The 14,071-nt window shown below is 63.3% G+C and carries 13 protein-coding genes; 12 read left to right on the top strand and 1 reads right to left on the bottom strand.

Annotated elements, in window-relative coordinates:
* Nucleotides 1-12: 12 nt before the first annotated feature.
* The 10 genes from LJY18_RS12870 (at nt 13) to LJY18_RS12915 (ending at nt 11,582) form a co-directional block, all read left to right on the top strand.
* Nucleotides 13-1,113, top strand: a complete 1,101-nt coding sequence (locus tag LJY18_RS12870) for a mannuronate-specific alginate lyase (protein ID WP_238042211.1) — start codon at nt 13-15, stop codon at nt 1,111-1,113.
* A 145-nt stretch (nt 1,114-1,258) separates the two neighbouring features.
* Nucleotides 1,259-2,803 (top strand): MBOAT family O-acyltransferase, encoded by a 1,545-nt coding sequence (locus tag LJY18_RS12875; RefSeq protein ID WP_238042212.1) that lies wholly within the window; start codon nt 1,259-1,261, stop codon nt 2,801-2,803.
* Nucleotides 2,804-2,815: 12 nt separating this feature from the next.
* Nucleotides 2,816-3,958 carry an alginate O-acetyltransferase gene (locus LJY18_RS12880; RefSeq protein WP_238042213.1) on the top strand — a complete coding sequence of 381 codons (1,143 nt, stop codon included), beginning with the start codon at nt 2,816-2,818 and terminating at the stop codon, nt 3,956-3,958.
* A gap of 75 nt (nt 3,959-4,033) precedes the next feature.
* On the top strand, nt 4,034-4,681 hold the full coding sequence (locus LJY18_RS12885) for an alginate O-acetyltransferase AlgF (protein ID WP_238042214.1): 648 nt from the start codon (nt 4,034-4,036) through the stop codon (nt 4,679-4,681).
* Between the two features lie 172 nt (nt 4,682-4,853).
* Nucleotides 4,854-6,293, top strand: a complete 1,440-nt coding sequence (locus LJY18_RS12890) for a mannose-1-phosphate guanylyltransferase/mannose-6-phosphate isomerase (RefSeq protein ID WP_238042215.1) — start codon at nt 4,854-4,856, stop codon at nt 6,291-6,293.
* 147 nt (nt 6,294-6,440) lie between these two features.
* Complete coding sequence (locus LJY18_RS12895; RefSeq protein ID WP_238042216.1) at nt 6,441-6,905, top strand: multidrug transporter; 465 nt, start codon at nt 6,441-6,443, stop codon at nt 6,903-6,905.
* 51 nt (nt 6,906-6,956) lie between these two features.
* Complete coding sequence (locus LJY18_RS12900) at nt 6,957-7,787, top strand: SDR family oxidoreductase (protein ID WP_238042217.1); 831 nt, start codon at nt 6,957-6,959, stop codon at nt 7,785-7,787.
* Between the two features lie 51 nt (nt 7,788-7,838).
* The gene (locus tag LJY18_RS12905) at nt 7,839-8,198 is read left to right on the top strand and encodes an EamA family transporter (RefSeq protein WP_238042325.1); all 360 of its coding nucleotides are present in this window, start codon (nt 7,839-7,841) and stop codon (nt 8,196-8,198) included.
* A 366-nt stretch (nt 8,199-8,564) separates the two neighbouring features.
* A complete protein-coding gene (locus LJY18_RS12910; RefSeq protein WP_238042218.1) occupies nt 8,565-8,984 on the top strand; it encodes a cupin domain-containing protein in 420 nt (139 codons plus the stop codon).
* Between the two features lie 159 nt (nt 8,985-9,143).
* A complete protein-coding gene (locus tag LJY18_RS12915) occupies nt 9,144-11,582 on the top strand; it encodes a bifunctional diguanylate cyclase/phosphodiesterase (protein ID WP_238042219.1) in 2,439 nt (812 codons plus the stop codon).
* Nucleotides 11,583-11,623: 41 nt separating this feature from the next.
* Here LJY18_RS12915 and LJY18_RS12920 read toward each other — a convergent pair whose 3' ends face one another.
* Nucleotides 11,624-12,532 carry a DMT family transporter gene (locus tag LJY18_RS12920; protein ID WP_238042220.1) on the bottom strand — a complete coding sequence of 303 codons (909 nt, stop codon included), beginning with the start codon at nt 12,530-12,532 and terminating at the stop codon, nt 11,624-11,626.
* 411 nt (nt 12,533-12,943) lie between these two features.
* Between LJY18_RS12920 and LJY18_RS12925 the strand changes: the two genes are divergently transcribed.
* Both LJY18_RS12925 and LJY18_RS12930 read left to right on the top strand, forming a co-directional pair.
* A complete protein-coding gene (locus tag LJY18_RS12925) occupies nt 12,944-13,273 on the top strand; it encodes a glycine zipper 2TM domain-containing protein (protein ID WP_238042221.1) in 330 nt (109 codons plus the stop codon).
* A 157-nt stretch (nt 13,274-13,430) separates the two neighbouring features.
* Complete coding sequence (locus LJY18_RS12930; RefSeq protein ID WP_238042222.1) at nt 13,431-13,901, top strand: hemerythrin domain-containing protein; 471 nt, start codon at nt 13,431-13,433, stop codon at nt 13,899-13,901.
* Nucleotides 13,902-14,071 lie beyond the last annotated feature (170 nt).

Here is a 14,071-nt window from a genome sequence, read left to right on the forward strand (position 1 = left end):
ATAGGAGGCACGATGCAACGCCCCATCTGGATACTCGCGCCCTGCCTGCTCGGCGCGGCCCTGTTCGCCCAGTCGCTGCTCGCCGCCAGCCTGGTACCGCCGGCTGGCTACTATGCGCCGGTGGCGGTCAGCGACAAGCAGGCGCAAGCCTGCCAGGCAACACCACAGCCCTACACCGACAAACTGGTGTTCCGCAGCAAGTACGAAGGCTCGGGCAAAGCCCGCGCCACCCTCAACAAGGCGTCGGAAAAGGCCTTCCGCGACAAGACCGCCGCCATCACCGAGCTGGAGCGCGGGGTCAGTAAACAGGTCACGCAGTACCTGCGCCACGGCCAGGCCGAGCAGCTCGAATGTGCCCTGCAGTGGATGAGCGAGTGGGCCGAGGCCGACGCCATGCTCAGCAGCGACTACAACCACACCGGCAAATCGGTGCGCAAATGGGCCCTGGGCAGCCTGTCCTCCGCCTACCTGCGCCTGAAATTCTCCGAGTCGCGGCCACTGGCAGCCTATGCGCAGCAAACCCGGCTGATCGAAGCCTGGTTGAGCAAGATGGCCGAACACAGCGTGCACGACTGGAGCGATCTGCCACTGAAGAAAATCAACAACCACAGCTACTGGTCCGCCTGGTCGGTGATGGCCACCGCCATCGCCACCGACCGCCGTGACCTGTTCGACTGGGCGGTGCAGCAGTTCCGGGTCGGCGCCAACCAGGTCGATCCTGACGGCTACCTGCCCAACGAACTGAAACGCAGCCAGCGCGCGCTGGCCTACCACAACTACGCAATGCCGCCGCTGATGATGCTCGCCGCCTTCGCCCAGGCCAACGGCGTCGACCTGCGCGAAGAAAACCAGGGCGCACTCAAGCGCCTGGCCGAGCGGGTGCTGAACGGGGTGGATGACCCGGACGACTTCGCCCGCACAACCGGCAAGCACCAGGACATGCAAGACCTGAAGAAACCCAGCAAATACGCCTGGCTGGCGCCCTACTGCACGCTCTATGCCTGCTCGGCCGACACCCAGGCATTCAAGCAGGAGATGGGCCCCTTCAATAACTACCGCCTCGGCGGCGACGTGAGCCAGCTGTTCGACCCGAAGAAGCGCAAAGGCAGTTGATTCACCTCAAGCGCTGAAGGCTTACCAGGTTCCACCAGCACGCGATAAAGCCCGTCCACGGACGGTGTGAAACACCCTCCCGTTCGCGGGGGGAAAGGGGGGCTTGCGAGCCTCGGAAGAGTTGCTACTCACCGGAGATCTACGGATGGTCTTTTCATCCAACGTATTCCTGTTCCTGTTCCTGCCGATCTTTCTCGGCCTGTATTACTTGAGCAGCAATCGCTATCGCAACCTGCTGATCCTGATCGGCAGCTACGCCTTCTACGCCTGGTGGCGGGTGGATTTCCTCCTGCTGTTCGTCGCGGTCACCCTGTGGAACTACGGTTTTGGCCTGCGCATCTATCGTGCCGGCGTGCGCAGCAAGGCTGCGCAACGCTGGGTGATCTGGGGCGTGGCCGGTAACCTGGCGACCCTGGGTTACTTCAAGTACGCCAACTTCGGTGTGGCAAACATCAACAAGGTATTGGAAGGCGCCGGCTTAGAGCCGTTTCTACTGACCCATGTGATCCTGCCGATCGGCATCTCCTTCTATATCTTCCAGTCGCTCAGCTACCTGATCGACGTGTACCGCGGCGACACCAAGCCCACGGAAAACCTGATCAACTTCGCCGCCTTTATCGCCCTGTTTCCGCAACTGATTGCCGGGCCGGTATTGCGCTACAAGGATCTGGCCGACCAGTTCACCGACCGCACCCATAGCCTCGACAAGTTCTCCGAAGGCGCCACCCGTTTCATGCAGGGCTTCGTCAAGAAAGTGTTCATCGCCGACAGCCTGGCACCTCTGGTCGACCACATCTTTGCCCTGCAAGACCCCAGCACCGGCGACGCCTGGCTGGGCATGCTCGCCTACACCGCGCAGCTGTATTTCGACTTCTCCGGCTACAGCGACATGGCCATCGGCCTGGGCCTGATGATGGGTTTCCGCTTTATGGAAAACTTCAACCAGCCCTATATCAGCCAGTCGATCACCGAGTTCTGGCGGCGCTGGCACATCAGCCTGTCGACCTGGCTGCGCGACTACCTGTACGTGCCGCTGGGCGGCAACCGCAAGGGCACCTTCAACACCTACCGCAACCTGTTCTTGACCATGCTGCTCGGTGGCCTGTGGCATGGCGCCAACTGGACCTTCCTGATCTGGGGCGCCTGGCACGGCCTGTGGCTGACGATCGAGCGCCTGTTCGGGGTGAACGCCGCGCCCAAGATGATCCATCCCCTGAAGTGGCTGCTGACCTTCTTCCTGGTGATGCTCGGCTGGGTGATCTTCCGCGCCGAGAACCTGGACATCGCCTGGCGCATGTACAGCGCCATGTTCAGCCCGGCGCTCTTCAGCGGCCAGGGCTGGCAGCTCAGCGAACTCAACAGCGCCAGCATCAGCGACCTGCAGATCGCCACCTTGCTGTTGGCTTATGCGGTCATGGCCTTTTGTGGCCTGCGCCAGTTCTATCGCCACCAGGCACTGGATGCCCGCGCCGATGGGCCGGCGACCGACCTGGCGCGCAGGGTCAAGGCCGTGCCTGGCGATGAGTCGGGGCTGGTGGTTGGCAGCGGCGGGATGCTGGTGCAACAAGCCACTTGGAGCGCCGCCATGCCGCGCTACCTGGTACGGGCCACGTTGCTGCTGCTGTTCTGCGCCTCGCTGTTGAAGCTCTCGGCGCAGAGCTACTCCCCCTTTCTTTATTTCCAATTCTGAATGAGGCCGAGCATGACGCGTCCATTACGCAAACTCTACGTCGCCCTGTTCCTCGGCGTGCTGACCCTGCTGCTGCTCTGGTCCCTGCGCGGAGTCCTGAGCTACCAGGCCCCCAACCAGTTCAGCGTGCTCGACGGCAACCTGGCGACAAGCTTCGAGAACCATTACGACAAGCAATTTCCGATCAAGCAGCTCGGCACCAATGTCTGGGCCGCGCTGGACTACGTGCTGTTCAACGAAGGCCGCCCCGGGGTGGTGATCGGCCAGCACGACTGGCTGTACTCGGATGAAGAGTTCAAGCCGGTGGCCGACGGTCAACAGAACCAGCGCGACAACCTGGCGCTGATCCAGGGCGTGCGCGACCAGCTGGCGCAACACGATGTGCTGTTGCTGCTGGCGATAGTGCCGGCCAAGTCGCGTCTGTACCCGGAGCACGTCGGCGACAACCGCATCAGCAGCCAGCGCAAGGACCTCTACCAGCGCTTCCACCGCGCGGTGCGCCGCGCCGACATCGCCGCACCGGACTTGCTCGCCACCCTGCAGGCCGAGAAGCACAGCGGTCAGCTGTTCCTGCGCACCGACACCCATTGGACCCCGCTGGGCGCCGACCTGGTCGCCCGCCAACTGAGTGAAGCCATCAGCCGCTCGCTAGTCCTCAACGGCCAACCGCAGGCATTCGTCACCCAGCCAACCAGGCAGAAGCCGCTGCAGGGCGACCTGACCAGCTTCCTGCCGCTGGCGCCGCTGTTCGAGCAACTGCTGCCCGAACCCGACCAGCTGCAACAGTACCAAACCCAGGCGGCGGACGCGGCCGGCGGCAGCGATGCGCTGTTCGCCGACAGCGACATGCCGGTGGCGCTGGTCGGCACCAGCTACAGCGCCAACCCCAACTGGAATTTTTCCGGCGCTCTGCGCCAACACCTGCAGCGCGACCTGAGCAACCACGCCGAAGACGGCCAGGGCCCGATCCTGCCGATGCTCAAGTACCTGCAAAGCGACGAGTTTGCCAATGCCGCGCCGCAACTGGTGATCTGGGAATTCCCCGAACGCTACCTGCCGATGGCCAACGACCTCAGCGGCTTTGATCAGGCCTGGATAACCAAGCTGAAAAGCAACAGCAGCCAGCAACGCCTGGCCAGCAGCCACAGCCATTGAATCGGCCCTCCGCCGGAGGGCTCACCCCGCACATGGTCGACAGATCATTTTGTTAAATCACATGGAGCACTACCCATGAACAGATCAACCAAATGCAACTGGATGTCGTATGCCTGCGCCATTGCCCTGGGCATCGGCGCCCTGCCCGCCCAGGCCGGCGAAGGTGGCCTCTACGCACCGCTCGCGCCCAAGGGATCGGCTTTCGTGCGCGCCTATAACGCCAGCAACAGCGAGCTCAGCGTCAGCGTCGGCAACACCGAGCTCAGCGACATTGCCCCGCTGGGCTCCAGCGACTTCAGCTATCTCCCGGCCGGCAGCTACAGCGCCCAGGTCGGCAGCGACAGCCTGGCGGTGAAACTCGACCCCGACCACTTCTACACCCTGGTCAACCAGCCAGGCGCAGAGCCCAAGCTGGTGGAAGAGGCCGCCTTCCAGAACAAGCAGAAAGCCCTGCTGCGGGTGCAGAACCTGTCCGATAGCACGCTCAGCCTGAAGACCGCCGACGGCAAGGCCGCGGTGGTCGACAACGTCGCCCCGGACGGCAACGGCGAGCGCGAGGTCAACCCGGTCAAGGTCAGCCTGGCGCTGTTCGATGGCAACCAGAAAATCAGCGACCTCAAGCCCGTAACCCTGGCACGCGGTGAGGTGGTCAGCCTGTACATCACCGGCAACGGCAGCAAGCTCTCGCCGGTGTGGGTCAAGCGCCCCGCCCAGACCGACTAGGCAACCCGGACAACAGCCAAGGTCGGCAATAGACCGACCTGCAAATAGCGCCTTCATGAGGAGGCGTTTTGGAGTGATGCCCCCAGTGCTGTTCGCTCAGCCAGGGTAACTGGACACCCGCCAAGTGCGGGGCACGTCCAACCGAGTGCATAAACGCTTTAGGAGTACCAACATGATTCCAGTAATTCTTTCCGGTGGTAGCGGTTCGCGCCTATGGCCCCTCTCGCGCAAGCAGTTCCCCAAGCAGTTCCTCGCCCTCACTGGCGAAGACACCCTGTTCCAGCAAACCATCAAGCGCCTGGCCTTCGATGGCATGCAGGCACCGCTGCTGGTGTGCAACAAGGAACACCGTTTCATCGTCCAGGAACAACTGCACAGCCAGCAACTGGAGTCCCAGGCGCTGCTGCTCGAACCCTTCGGCCGCAACACCGCGCCGGCGGTGGCCATCGCCGCCATGAAGCTGCTCGCCGAAGGCCGTGACGAGCTGCTGCTGGTCCTGCCCGCCGACCATGTGCTGGAGAACCAGCAAGCCTTCCAGGCTGCCTTGGCGCTGGCCAGCAAGGCCGCCGAGAAAGGCGAAATGGTGCTGTTCGGCATCCCGGCCGTGCGGCCAGAAACCGGTTACGGCTACATCAAGTCGGTTGCCGACCCCCTGCTGCCAGAAGGCGTGATTCGCGTGCAGTCCTTCGTCGAGAAACCCGACGAGGCGCGCGCCCGTAAATTTGTCGAGTCCGGCGACTACTACTGGAACAGCGGCATGTTCCTGTTCCGCGCCAGCCGCTACCTGGAAGAACTGAAGAAGCACGACGCCGACATCTACGACACCTGCCTGCTGGCGCTGGAGCGCAGCGAAGTCGAGGATGACGTGGTGAATATCGACGAAGCTACCTTCGCCTGCTGCCCGGATAATTCCATCGATTACTCGGTGATGGAAAAAACCACCCGCGCCTGCGTGGTACCGCTCGATGCCGGCTGGAACGACGTCGGCAGCTGGTCGTCGATCTGGGACGTGCACGAGAAGGATCGCCACGGCAACGTCACCATGGGCGATGTCATGGTGCACAACAGCCGCAATTGCCTGGTGCATGGCAACGGCAAGCTGGTCTCGGTGATCGGCCTGGACGACATCGTCGTGGTGGAAACCAAGGACGCCATGATGATCGCCCACCGCGACCACGTGCAGGACGTCAAGACCGTGGTCAACCAGCTCAACGAGCAGGGCCGCAGCGAAACCCAGAACCATTGCGAGGTCTATCGGCCTTGGGGTTCCTACGACTCGGTGGACATGGGAGGGCGCTTCCAGGTCAAACATATCTCGGTAAAGCCTGGCGCCACCCTGTCCTTGCAGATGCACCATCACCGTGCCGAACACTGGATAGTGGTATCGGGCACCGCCGAGGTGACCTGTGACGACAAGGTGTTCCTGCTTACCGAAAACCAGTCCACCTATATCCCCATGACCTCGGTGCACCGCCTGAGCAACCCCGGCAAGATCCCCCTGGAAATCATCGAAGTGCAATCGGGCAGCTACCTCGGTGAAGACGACATCGAGCGCCTGGAAGACGTCTACGGCCGCAGTCAGGCAACGCCGCTGAGCATCGTCGCCCACTGAGTCGAGGTTAAACCCGCGGCAAACAGACGCCGGCCCTTGTCACAGACAGGGCCGGCGTTGCTGGTTCTGGCATCCGCCAGCACGGCGCATGTCGCCCCGGCCTTGTGTAGGATAGGGTCCTGTGTAGTCCACCAAGGCCCACCCCCTATGCTATTCGGCGCAATACTGGTTCTGAGCTGGCTGATCCTGCTGATCCGCTACCCGAGCAAAGCCCTGCCTATCTCCCTGGCCGCCTTGATCGGCCTGGGCCTGGTGGCTAGCTGGGTGCTCTGGCAGGAAGGCCGCGAGATGCGCCACCTGGCGCATGTGCAACTGCGCATGGTTTACGATCCGCAGAACTGCCCAGCCAACCGCCCCCTCGCGCTGCAGTTGAAAAACGGCAGCGACGCCGCCCTGCTCGAACTGCACTGGAAGATCGCCGCCTACCGCCCCGGCGACAGCGTCAACCTGGTCGAACACCTCTACGAATCCCCGCGCTACAGCGGCCCCGGCAAACTGCTGCCAGGCGCCACCTGGCAGGACTGCCTGCCCCTGCCGACCCTGCGCAGCGGCTACCGCGCCAGTACCCTGGAATTCCGCGCCGAACGCCTGCAGGGCAGTTTCAGTCACTGATTCACTCTCTTGACCTGCATGCCCCCCGACAACCCCCACAAGGATGCCCGCATGACCCAGCCCAGCGCCCTGATCACCGGCTGCTCCAGCGGCATCGGCCGCGCCCTGGCCGACGCCTTCAAACAGGCCGGCTATCAGGTGTGGGCCAGCGCCCGCAACGATGCCGACCTCGCCACGCTCGGCGCGGCCGGTTTTACCGCGGTACAGCTGGACGTCAACGACAGCCTGGGCCTGGACCAACTGGCCGAACGCATGCAGGCGGAGATTGGCGGTCTGGACGTGCTGATCAACAACGCCGGTTACGGCGCCATGGGGCCGCTGCTCGATGGCGGCGTCGGGGCCATGCGCCGGCAGTTCGAGACCAATGTCTTCGCCCTCGTCGGCGTGACCCGGGCGTTTTTCCCGCTGCTGCGACGCAGCAAGGGTCTGGTGGTGAATATCGGCAGCGTTTCCGGGGTATTGGTCACCCCCTTCGCCGGCCCCTACTGCGCCTCGAAAGCCGCCGTGCATGCCCTCTCCGATGCCCTGCGCCTGGAACTGGCACCCTTCGCCATTGGGGTCATGGAAGTGCAGCCCGGCGCCATTGCCTCCAGCTTCGGCGCCAGTGCCAGCCGCGAGGCCGAGCAACTGATTGCCCAAGGCTCGCCCTGGTGGCCGCTGCGCGAAGGCATCCGCGCCCGCGCCAAGGCCTCGCAGGACAACCCTACCCCGGCCGACCAATTTGCCCGTGAACTGCTCGCCGCCGTGCAGCGTGCCAAGCCCCCGCGCCTGTTGCGCCTGGGCCATGGCAGCCGCACCATGCCGTTACTGGCTACGCTAATGCCCAAGGGCCTGCTCGAAGCCGTGCTGAAAAGACGCTTCGGCCTCAATCGGGCGCTGTAACCGTCCTTTCCAGTTCGCACGGAGCACACTGTGAATACCCCTTCTGTCGCCATGCATCGCTACGCCATTGGCGGGGTCATAGCCGTGATCCTGCTCAACCTGCTGCTGCGCAGCCTGGTCAGGCTCGGGGGCCCGTTGACCACCCTACTGGTCGCCTTCATCGTCGCCGCGGCAATGGCCCTGTGCTTCGCCTGGCGCACACGCCGCGCGCCCTCCCCTGGTGAGCGGCGGCGTCTGGTCGGTCTCTATGGCGGCATGCTCGGCTTGCTCTATCTCGGCCTCCTGGCGCTGATGGAGCTGAAGGACGCCCCCGGCGCGATGGGCCTGCTGATCTTCGCCTTGCATTACCTGTGCTACCCGCTGTTTGCCCAGCTGCTGTTTTCCGAGCGCTTCTTCAAACGCTTCGACTAGCGGCGATTCACTGGGCTCACCCTGGCGCCCGGCAGAATCCCGGCCCGTCTCCAGGCTGGCCGGACGTCGCGCCACCGGCGGTCGTGAACCCAGTGCGGCTGAGCGCATCGCCGGATAGACCGGTAACAGCCCATTCCCAACCGTTTTAAACCCTGTTCCAAATGGATATAACCCCAAATGTCCCTCTCAACTAAGGTCATTTACAGGACTTGATCGAAGAGAGCATGCACGTGTGCCGTGGACTCATGGCTGCGGGCATGACGATGAGCCCTGACCAAACCGGCTCACCCCGTACAAGAGGAAACCCCGATGCCCCCCTTCCCACACCTTGTCGTTACTGTGGCAGTGCTCAGTGGATTCTTGCTGATGCCAGTTGCCTCGGCCGAAGAGACCGCTTTCGTCGCCGCCAAAGCATCCGAACTGCAATGGGCTCCTGCACCGTCGGTAGGTCCAGGCGCCATGATGACGGTGATTGAAGGTGACCTGAAAACCAGCGAGCCCTTTACCCTGCGCTTGATGTTACCCGCCAATTCGGCCATCGGCGTGCATACGCATCCTACGACCGAGCGCGTCACCGTGATCTCGGGCAACTTCTACCTCGGTATCGGCGACAAGCCAGACCCGGCCGCCGCCGTGACCTACCAGGCCGGCGACACCGTGATCATCCCCGGGGGAATGGCCATGTTCGCTGGCACCGGTGCCGACGAAGCCGTCCTGCAATTGCACGGCAATGGTCCCTGGGGCATCACTTACCACGACCCGGCCGATGATCCGGCCAACCACTGACCCGCGCGGGCAACAGGCGATCTTGGCAATCCCCCAACGGAAGGGCGGGTGACACTGCAGCGGGGAGCACTATTGCGTTCTCCTCGCAAGTGACCGCGCCCGCTCAGCCCCGGGAACCAGGCGGGGTGGCAGCGACTCTATACTCAAACAAGGTCACTCATGAGTAAGAGGCAGGTGATGCCTGCACCGACGTCTGTCAACCAGGAGACCCACTATCTCCACCGTGCACTGCGCACCCTTAGCGGCTGCAATAGGGCCTTGTTGCGCGCCGAGAACGAAGCCGCCCTGCTTCAGGAAATCTGCCGGGTGATCGTCGATGAGTCCAGTTACTGCCTGGCGTGGGTAGGGCGTGCCGAGCACGACAAGGCGAAGACGGTGACCCCGCTCGCCTTTGCCGGCGTCGACCAGGCCTACATCGATTCACTGCACATCTGTTGGGCCGACAACCCGCGCGGTCGTGGCCCTTCCGGCACCGCGATCCGCTCCGGCCAGCCGAGCCTGACCCACAACCTGCTCACCGATCCGAACACCGCGCCCTGGCGCAAAGGCGCCATCAAGCATGGCATTGCCTCGGTGCTGTCGCTACCGCTGCGGGTCAACGGTGAAATCTTTGGCGCCATTGGCATCGGCGCCCCGGAACCCGACGCCTTCGGTGACCAGGAGCTGGAGCTGCTGAGCGAGGCCGCCGAAGACCTGGCCTTCGGCATCCAGGCCCTGCGCAGCAAGGCCCGGCGCATTCAGGCCGAACAGGAGGTCCAGCGTCTCAATCGGGCCCTGTCGACCCGGGTAGCGGTCAACCATGCGCTGATCCATGCCAGCAACGAACCTGCGCTGCTCAAGGAAGTCTGCCGGGTGCTGGTGGCCGAATGTGGCTACCGCCTGGCCTGGGTCGCCTTCCACCAGGAAGACCCCGCCGAGCCGGAACGCCAGGTCGCCTACGCCGGCAACGATCATGGCTTCATCGCGCGCGGCCAGGTCTGGGCCTCCAGCCCCGAGGGCAAGGCCTACATCCAGCGGCTCGATGCGGAACTCGAAACTGGCCGGCCACTGGTCATCCGCCACCTCCTCGATGCCCCTTTAGATGAACAGCTGGAGGAAGCCATCGAGCACGGTTTCGCCTCGGCCATTGTGCTGCCGCTGCGGGTCGACGACCGGCTGATCGGCAAACTGGTGATCATGGCGATCGAGGCCGATGCCTTCGACGAGCAGGAAGTCGAACTGCTGTTCGCCACGGCCAACGACCTGGGCTTCGGCATCGCCACCCTGCGCACCCGCGCCCGTGCCTTAGAGGCCGAGGCCACCATCAGGCGCATGGCCTATACCGACGAGCTGACCGGCCTGCCCAACCGCCTGCGTCTGCGCGAACTGCTGGAACAAGCAATCGCCGAGGCCAAGCACGAGCACCGGCCGCTAAGCCTGCTGTACCTGGAAGTCGGGCGCAACCAGGCGATCAGCGAAACCCTCGGCTATCGCGAAGGCGACCTCCTGCAGGAGGCAATCGCCGCGCGCCTGGCGCAGGCGATAGGCCCGACTATCCCGCTGGCACGCCTCGGCGAGTTCGAGTACGCCGTGCTGGTGGCCAGCGGCGGTGCCGAGCAGGCCTCGCAGTTGGCACAGAAAATCCTGGTCGCGCTGTACGAGCCGATCGACCTGGCCGGCCTGCTTCTCGACGCCCGCGCCACTATCGGCATCGCCCTCTACCCCGGTCATGCGACCGAGCCGGATGCCCTGCTGCGGCGCGCCGGCAGCGCCATGGACCAGGCCAAACGCAGCGGCGACAGCTATGCCCTGTACAAGGGCGACCTGGATCGCGAATGCGCCAAGCACCTGACCCTGATGAGCGACCTGCGCCGGGCGATCGAGGGCAACCAGCTGCTGCTGCACTATCAGCCCAAGCTGCAGATCGCTACCAACAAGGTATGTGGCAGCGAGGCCCTGGTGCGCTGGCAGCACCCGCAACACGGCCTGCTGCCGCCCAACGAGTTCATCAAGCTGGCCGAGAACACCGGTTTGATTACCCCGCTCACCTACTGGGTGCTCGACGCCGCCCTGGCCCAGGGCTATGCCTGGCGCGAGGAAGGCGACGCGCGACCGATCTCGGTCAACCTGTCGGCGCGCGACCTGCGCGATCCCAAACTGCTCGACCGGATAAGGGGCGCCTTCGCCACCTGGGGCGCGCAGCCGGACTGGATCGAGTTCGAACTGACCGAAAGCGCGTTGATGGAAGACCCGGTGGCGGCGCGGGAGACCCTGATCCAGCTGCGCAACCTCGACAGTCGCCTGACCATCGACGACTTCGGCACCGGCTACTCGTCGCTGGCCTACCTGCAGAAACTGCCGGTCAACTCGCTGAAGATCGACCAGTCCTTCGTCACCCGCATGCTCAGCGACGACGATGACTCGGCGAAGATCGTCCGTTCGATTGTCGAACTGGCGCACAACCTCGACCTCGAGGTCGTCGCCGAAGGGGTGGAAAACCGCGAAACCCTGATCCGCCTGGGCAACTTTGGCTGCGACATCGCCCAGGGCTTCTCGATCAGCCAGCCAATTCCCGGCGACAAATTCCGCGCGTGGGAGGCGCTGTCGAACTGGCATTGAGGGCTTCTAGGCTACGAGCCGTGCGGCACTCGGCGCTGTCCCTAGCGGCCAAGCCCCAAGTCCCGCGCCAATGGCGCGGAGGGCTTGGGTTTGCGAAACACCAGCACGTTACCGAGCATCACCAAGACCAGACCGAACAATGCCGGCGCCGTCCACTGGTAGCCCTCGACGAACACCGAGATATTCAGCGCCACTACCGGAAACAGCACCGTGCAGTAGGCCGCCCGCTCCGGCCCCATGCGTCCGACCAGAGTCAGGTAGGCGGTAAAGCCGATCACCGAGCCGGGAATCGCCAGGTACAGCAATGAACCGACATAGCGCGTACTCCACTCGAAGCCGAACGGCGTGCCGTTGACCAGGCAGATCACCGCCAGCATCAAGGCGCCGTAGAGCATGCCCCAGGCGTTGGTGGTCAGCGGCTTGAGACCGGCCTTCTGCTGCAGGCTGGAGAGCAGATTGCCGGCGGAAAAGCACAGGGTGCCGATCAGCGACAAACCGATGCCCAGCAGGGTTTCCCGACTGGCCGCATGGCCGGCCAGCTCGGGCCAGAACAGCAGACCGAGGCCGGCCAGCCCCAGGGCACCGCCGGCCAGGACATTGCTGGCGATCCTCTGTTTGAAGAACACCCTGGCATTCAGCGCATTCCACAGGGTTGCCGTGGAGAAAATCACCGCGACCAGCCCGCTGGGGATCCACTGACTGGCGGTGTAGAAACACAGGAAGTTGAGGCAGAACAGGCACAATCCCTGGATCAGGCAGATCACCTGGCCACGCCTATCGAGCGTCTGCAGACGGCCACTGAGCAGCAGCACGGCAAACAGCACCGCCGCCGCCAAGGCGAAGCGATAGGCAATCGAGGCGGCAATCGCCACCTCGCCCATCTGCAGCTTGATGGCGATCCAGGTGGTGCCCCAGATCAGCACGGTCAACAGGTATAACGACAGGTTCATCGGACGACTCCCAGTGGATGGCGCCAGTCTGCTCCGTACCTGCCGTGGGCACTTGCATAAAGTTGCGGGTTTTGTCAGGCCCTGAGCGGCGCCCGCCCACTCCATGTGCGCTAGCGCACAGACCACAAGGGGCGATGCGCAGAGCCTGATTCGAGGTGTATGAAAACGTGTTCGCCGCCGTACCGGACTTTTCTCTCCTGGCGCGGTCAAAAGGCAGAGGTTGCCGGCAACAGGCACCACAACAGGGTATTAGTTATGACGACAATGAATAGTTTTCGCCCCATGCTCGGAATGGCCGCTGTCCTTGCGCTCAGCGCATGCATGTCCAGCCCCCCGCCTGCCACGCCGTACCCGCAGGCCCCGTACCAGGGTAGCGCTGAACCAAGAAGCATCTATTCCGGCTACGGCAGAGTGGAGTCGATTGACAGCGCCCCGCAGGAATACCAGGGCGTCGGTGGAACCGGCTTCGGTCTCGGATCTGTGGCAGGAGCGGTAATCGGTGGGGTGGCGGGCCACCAGGTGGGTGGTGGCAGCGGCAACACGGCGGCGACAATCGCCGGGGCAGCAGGCGGTGCCTATATCGGCCACCAGCTTGAAAAACGCAAACAGGCTGAGAACGCCTACAGGGTAACCGTGCGCATGGAAAACGGCTCCTATCAGACCCTGATCCAACCAAGCATCGGCGACCTCAGAGTCGGTGACCGCGTGCGTATCGACAATGGTGCCCTGCAGCGCTACTAGCACGATCCGTAATTCCGGCGCCTGAGGTCCTGAAAAGACGATGCCACGCTTCGCCACAGAGCCTCAGGAAGGATGAACCTCAGAGTTCGCAGGGGGGATGTGAACTGTCCTATGCTTTCTTAAAGAGCATCAGGACAGTGACCTGTGAGGATTGAGCATGCATCCCTTGTTAGAGGAACTTCACCATTATCATCATACTATTTCCGCCACCATCAATCAGATGACAGGCTTGCTCGGCAAACTCGAAAAAGATGCCTGTGACGCGACTGATCGTCAGCAACTTTTTGCGTTACTGGAGTCTCTGCATGGTGACGCCGAAACCCGCCACCATCAGAACGAAGAACTCATTCGCCGTCAGTTATTAATGACGCGTGCCCCGGTGCATCCGCGCGTGCTGAATATAGAGCGCGACCATCAGGGCTTTGCGCGCATTGCCAGCCAGCTCAAGGCGCTCGAGCACTCAAACCATACGCCCCAAGAAATAGCCACGTTCATCAAGGATTACATCGAAAAGTACTATGACCACCTGGACAGCGAGGAAAATATCTTCTTCCCCCTGGCGGATAAGTGGCTAAGCGATATCCAATGGCAGGAAATCAAGCAACAGTGGCAGGTATCCGGCTCTTAGGGCCGTCTGGCGGGGTTGAATTCGGACGTGGGTCGGCTGCGGCGCGCGGCGACAACCCACAAGCGTTGTGCCGCGCCGAAACACATGGGTGCACTGCCTGTGGCGAGTGACACCCGTGGGATCGTGGATTATTCAAGCTAATGGACTGGCGCTGAAAGGCGCCGGCTCGA

Origin of the sequence: Pseudomonas sp. MMS21 TM103, from assembly GCF_022132145.1 — a bacterium.
GTDB lineage: Bacteria > Pseudomonadota > Gammaproteobacteria > Pseudomonadales > Pseudomonadaceae > Aquipseudomonas.

Excerpts from the sequence above, each read along its gene's own strand:
- LJY18_RS12895 (WP_238042216.1), top strand. The coding sequence starts at position 6,441 with ATGCTATTCGGCGCAATACTGGTTCTGAGCTGGCTGATCCTGCTGATC.
- LJY18_RS12920 (WP_238042220.1), bottom strand. The coding sequence starts at position 12,532 with ATGAACCTGTCGTTATACCTGTTGACCGTGCTGATCTGGGGCACCACC.
- LJY18_RS12905 (WP_238042325.1), top strand. The coding sequence starts at position 7,839 with ATGCATCGCTACGCCATTGGCGGGGTCATAGCCGTGATCCTGCTCAAC.
- LJY18_RS12915 (WP_238042219.1), top strand. The coding sequence starts at position 9,144 with ATGAGTAAGAGGCAGGTGATGCCTGCACCGACGTCTGTCAACCAGGAG.
- LJY18_RS12880 (WP_238042213.1), top strand. The coding sequence starts at position 2,816 with ATGACGCGTCCATTACGCAAACTCTACGTCGCCCTGTTCCTCGGCGTG.
- LJY18_RS12900 (WP_238042217.1), top strand. The coding sequence starts at position 6,957 with ATGACCCAGCCCAGCGCCCTGATCACCGGCTGCTCCAGCGGCATCGGC.
- LJY18_RS12875 (WP_238042212.1), top strand. The coding sequence starts at position 1,259 with ATGGTCTTTTCATCCAACGTATTCCTGTTCCTGTTCCTGCCGATCTTT.
- LJY18_RS12890 (WP_238042215.1), top strand. The coding sequence starts at position 4,854 with ATGATTCCAGTAATTCTTTCCGGTGGTAGCGGTTCGCGCCTATGGCCC.
- LJY18_RS12870 (WP_238042211.1), top strand. The coding sequence starts at position 13 with ATGCAACGCCCCATCTGGATACTCGCGCCCTGCCTGCTCGGCGCGGCC.
- LJY18_RS12930 (WP_238042222.1), top strand. The coding sequence starts at position 13,431 with ATGCATCCCTTGTTAGAGGAACTTCACCATTATCATCATACTATTTCC.
- LJY18_RS12885 (WP_238042214.1), top strand. The coding sequence starts at position 4,034 with ATGAACAGATCAACCAAATGCAACTGGATGTCGTATGCCTGCGCCATT.
- LJY18_RS12910 (WP_238042218.1), top strand. The coding sequence starts at position 8,565 with ATGCCAGTTGCCTCGGCCGAAGAGACCGCTTTCGTCGCCGCCAAAGCA.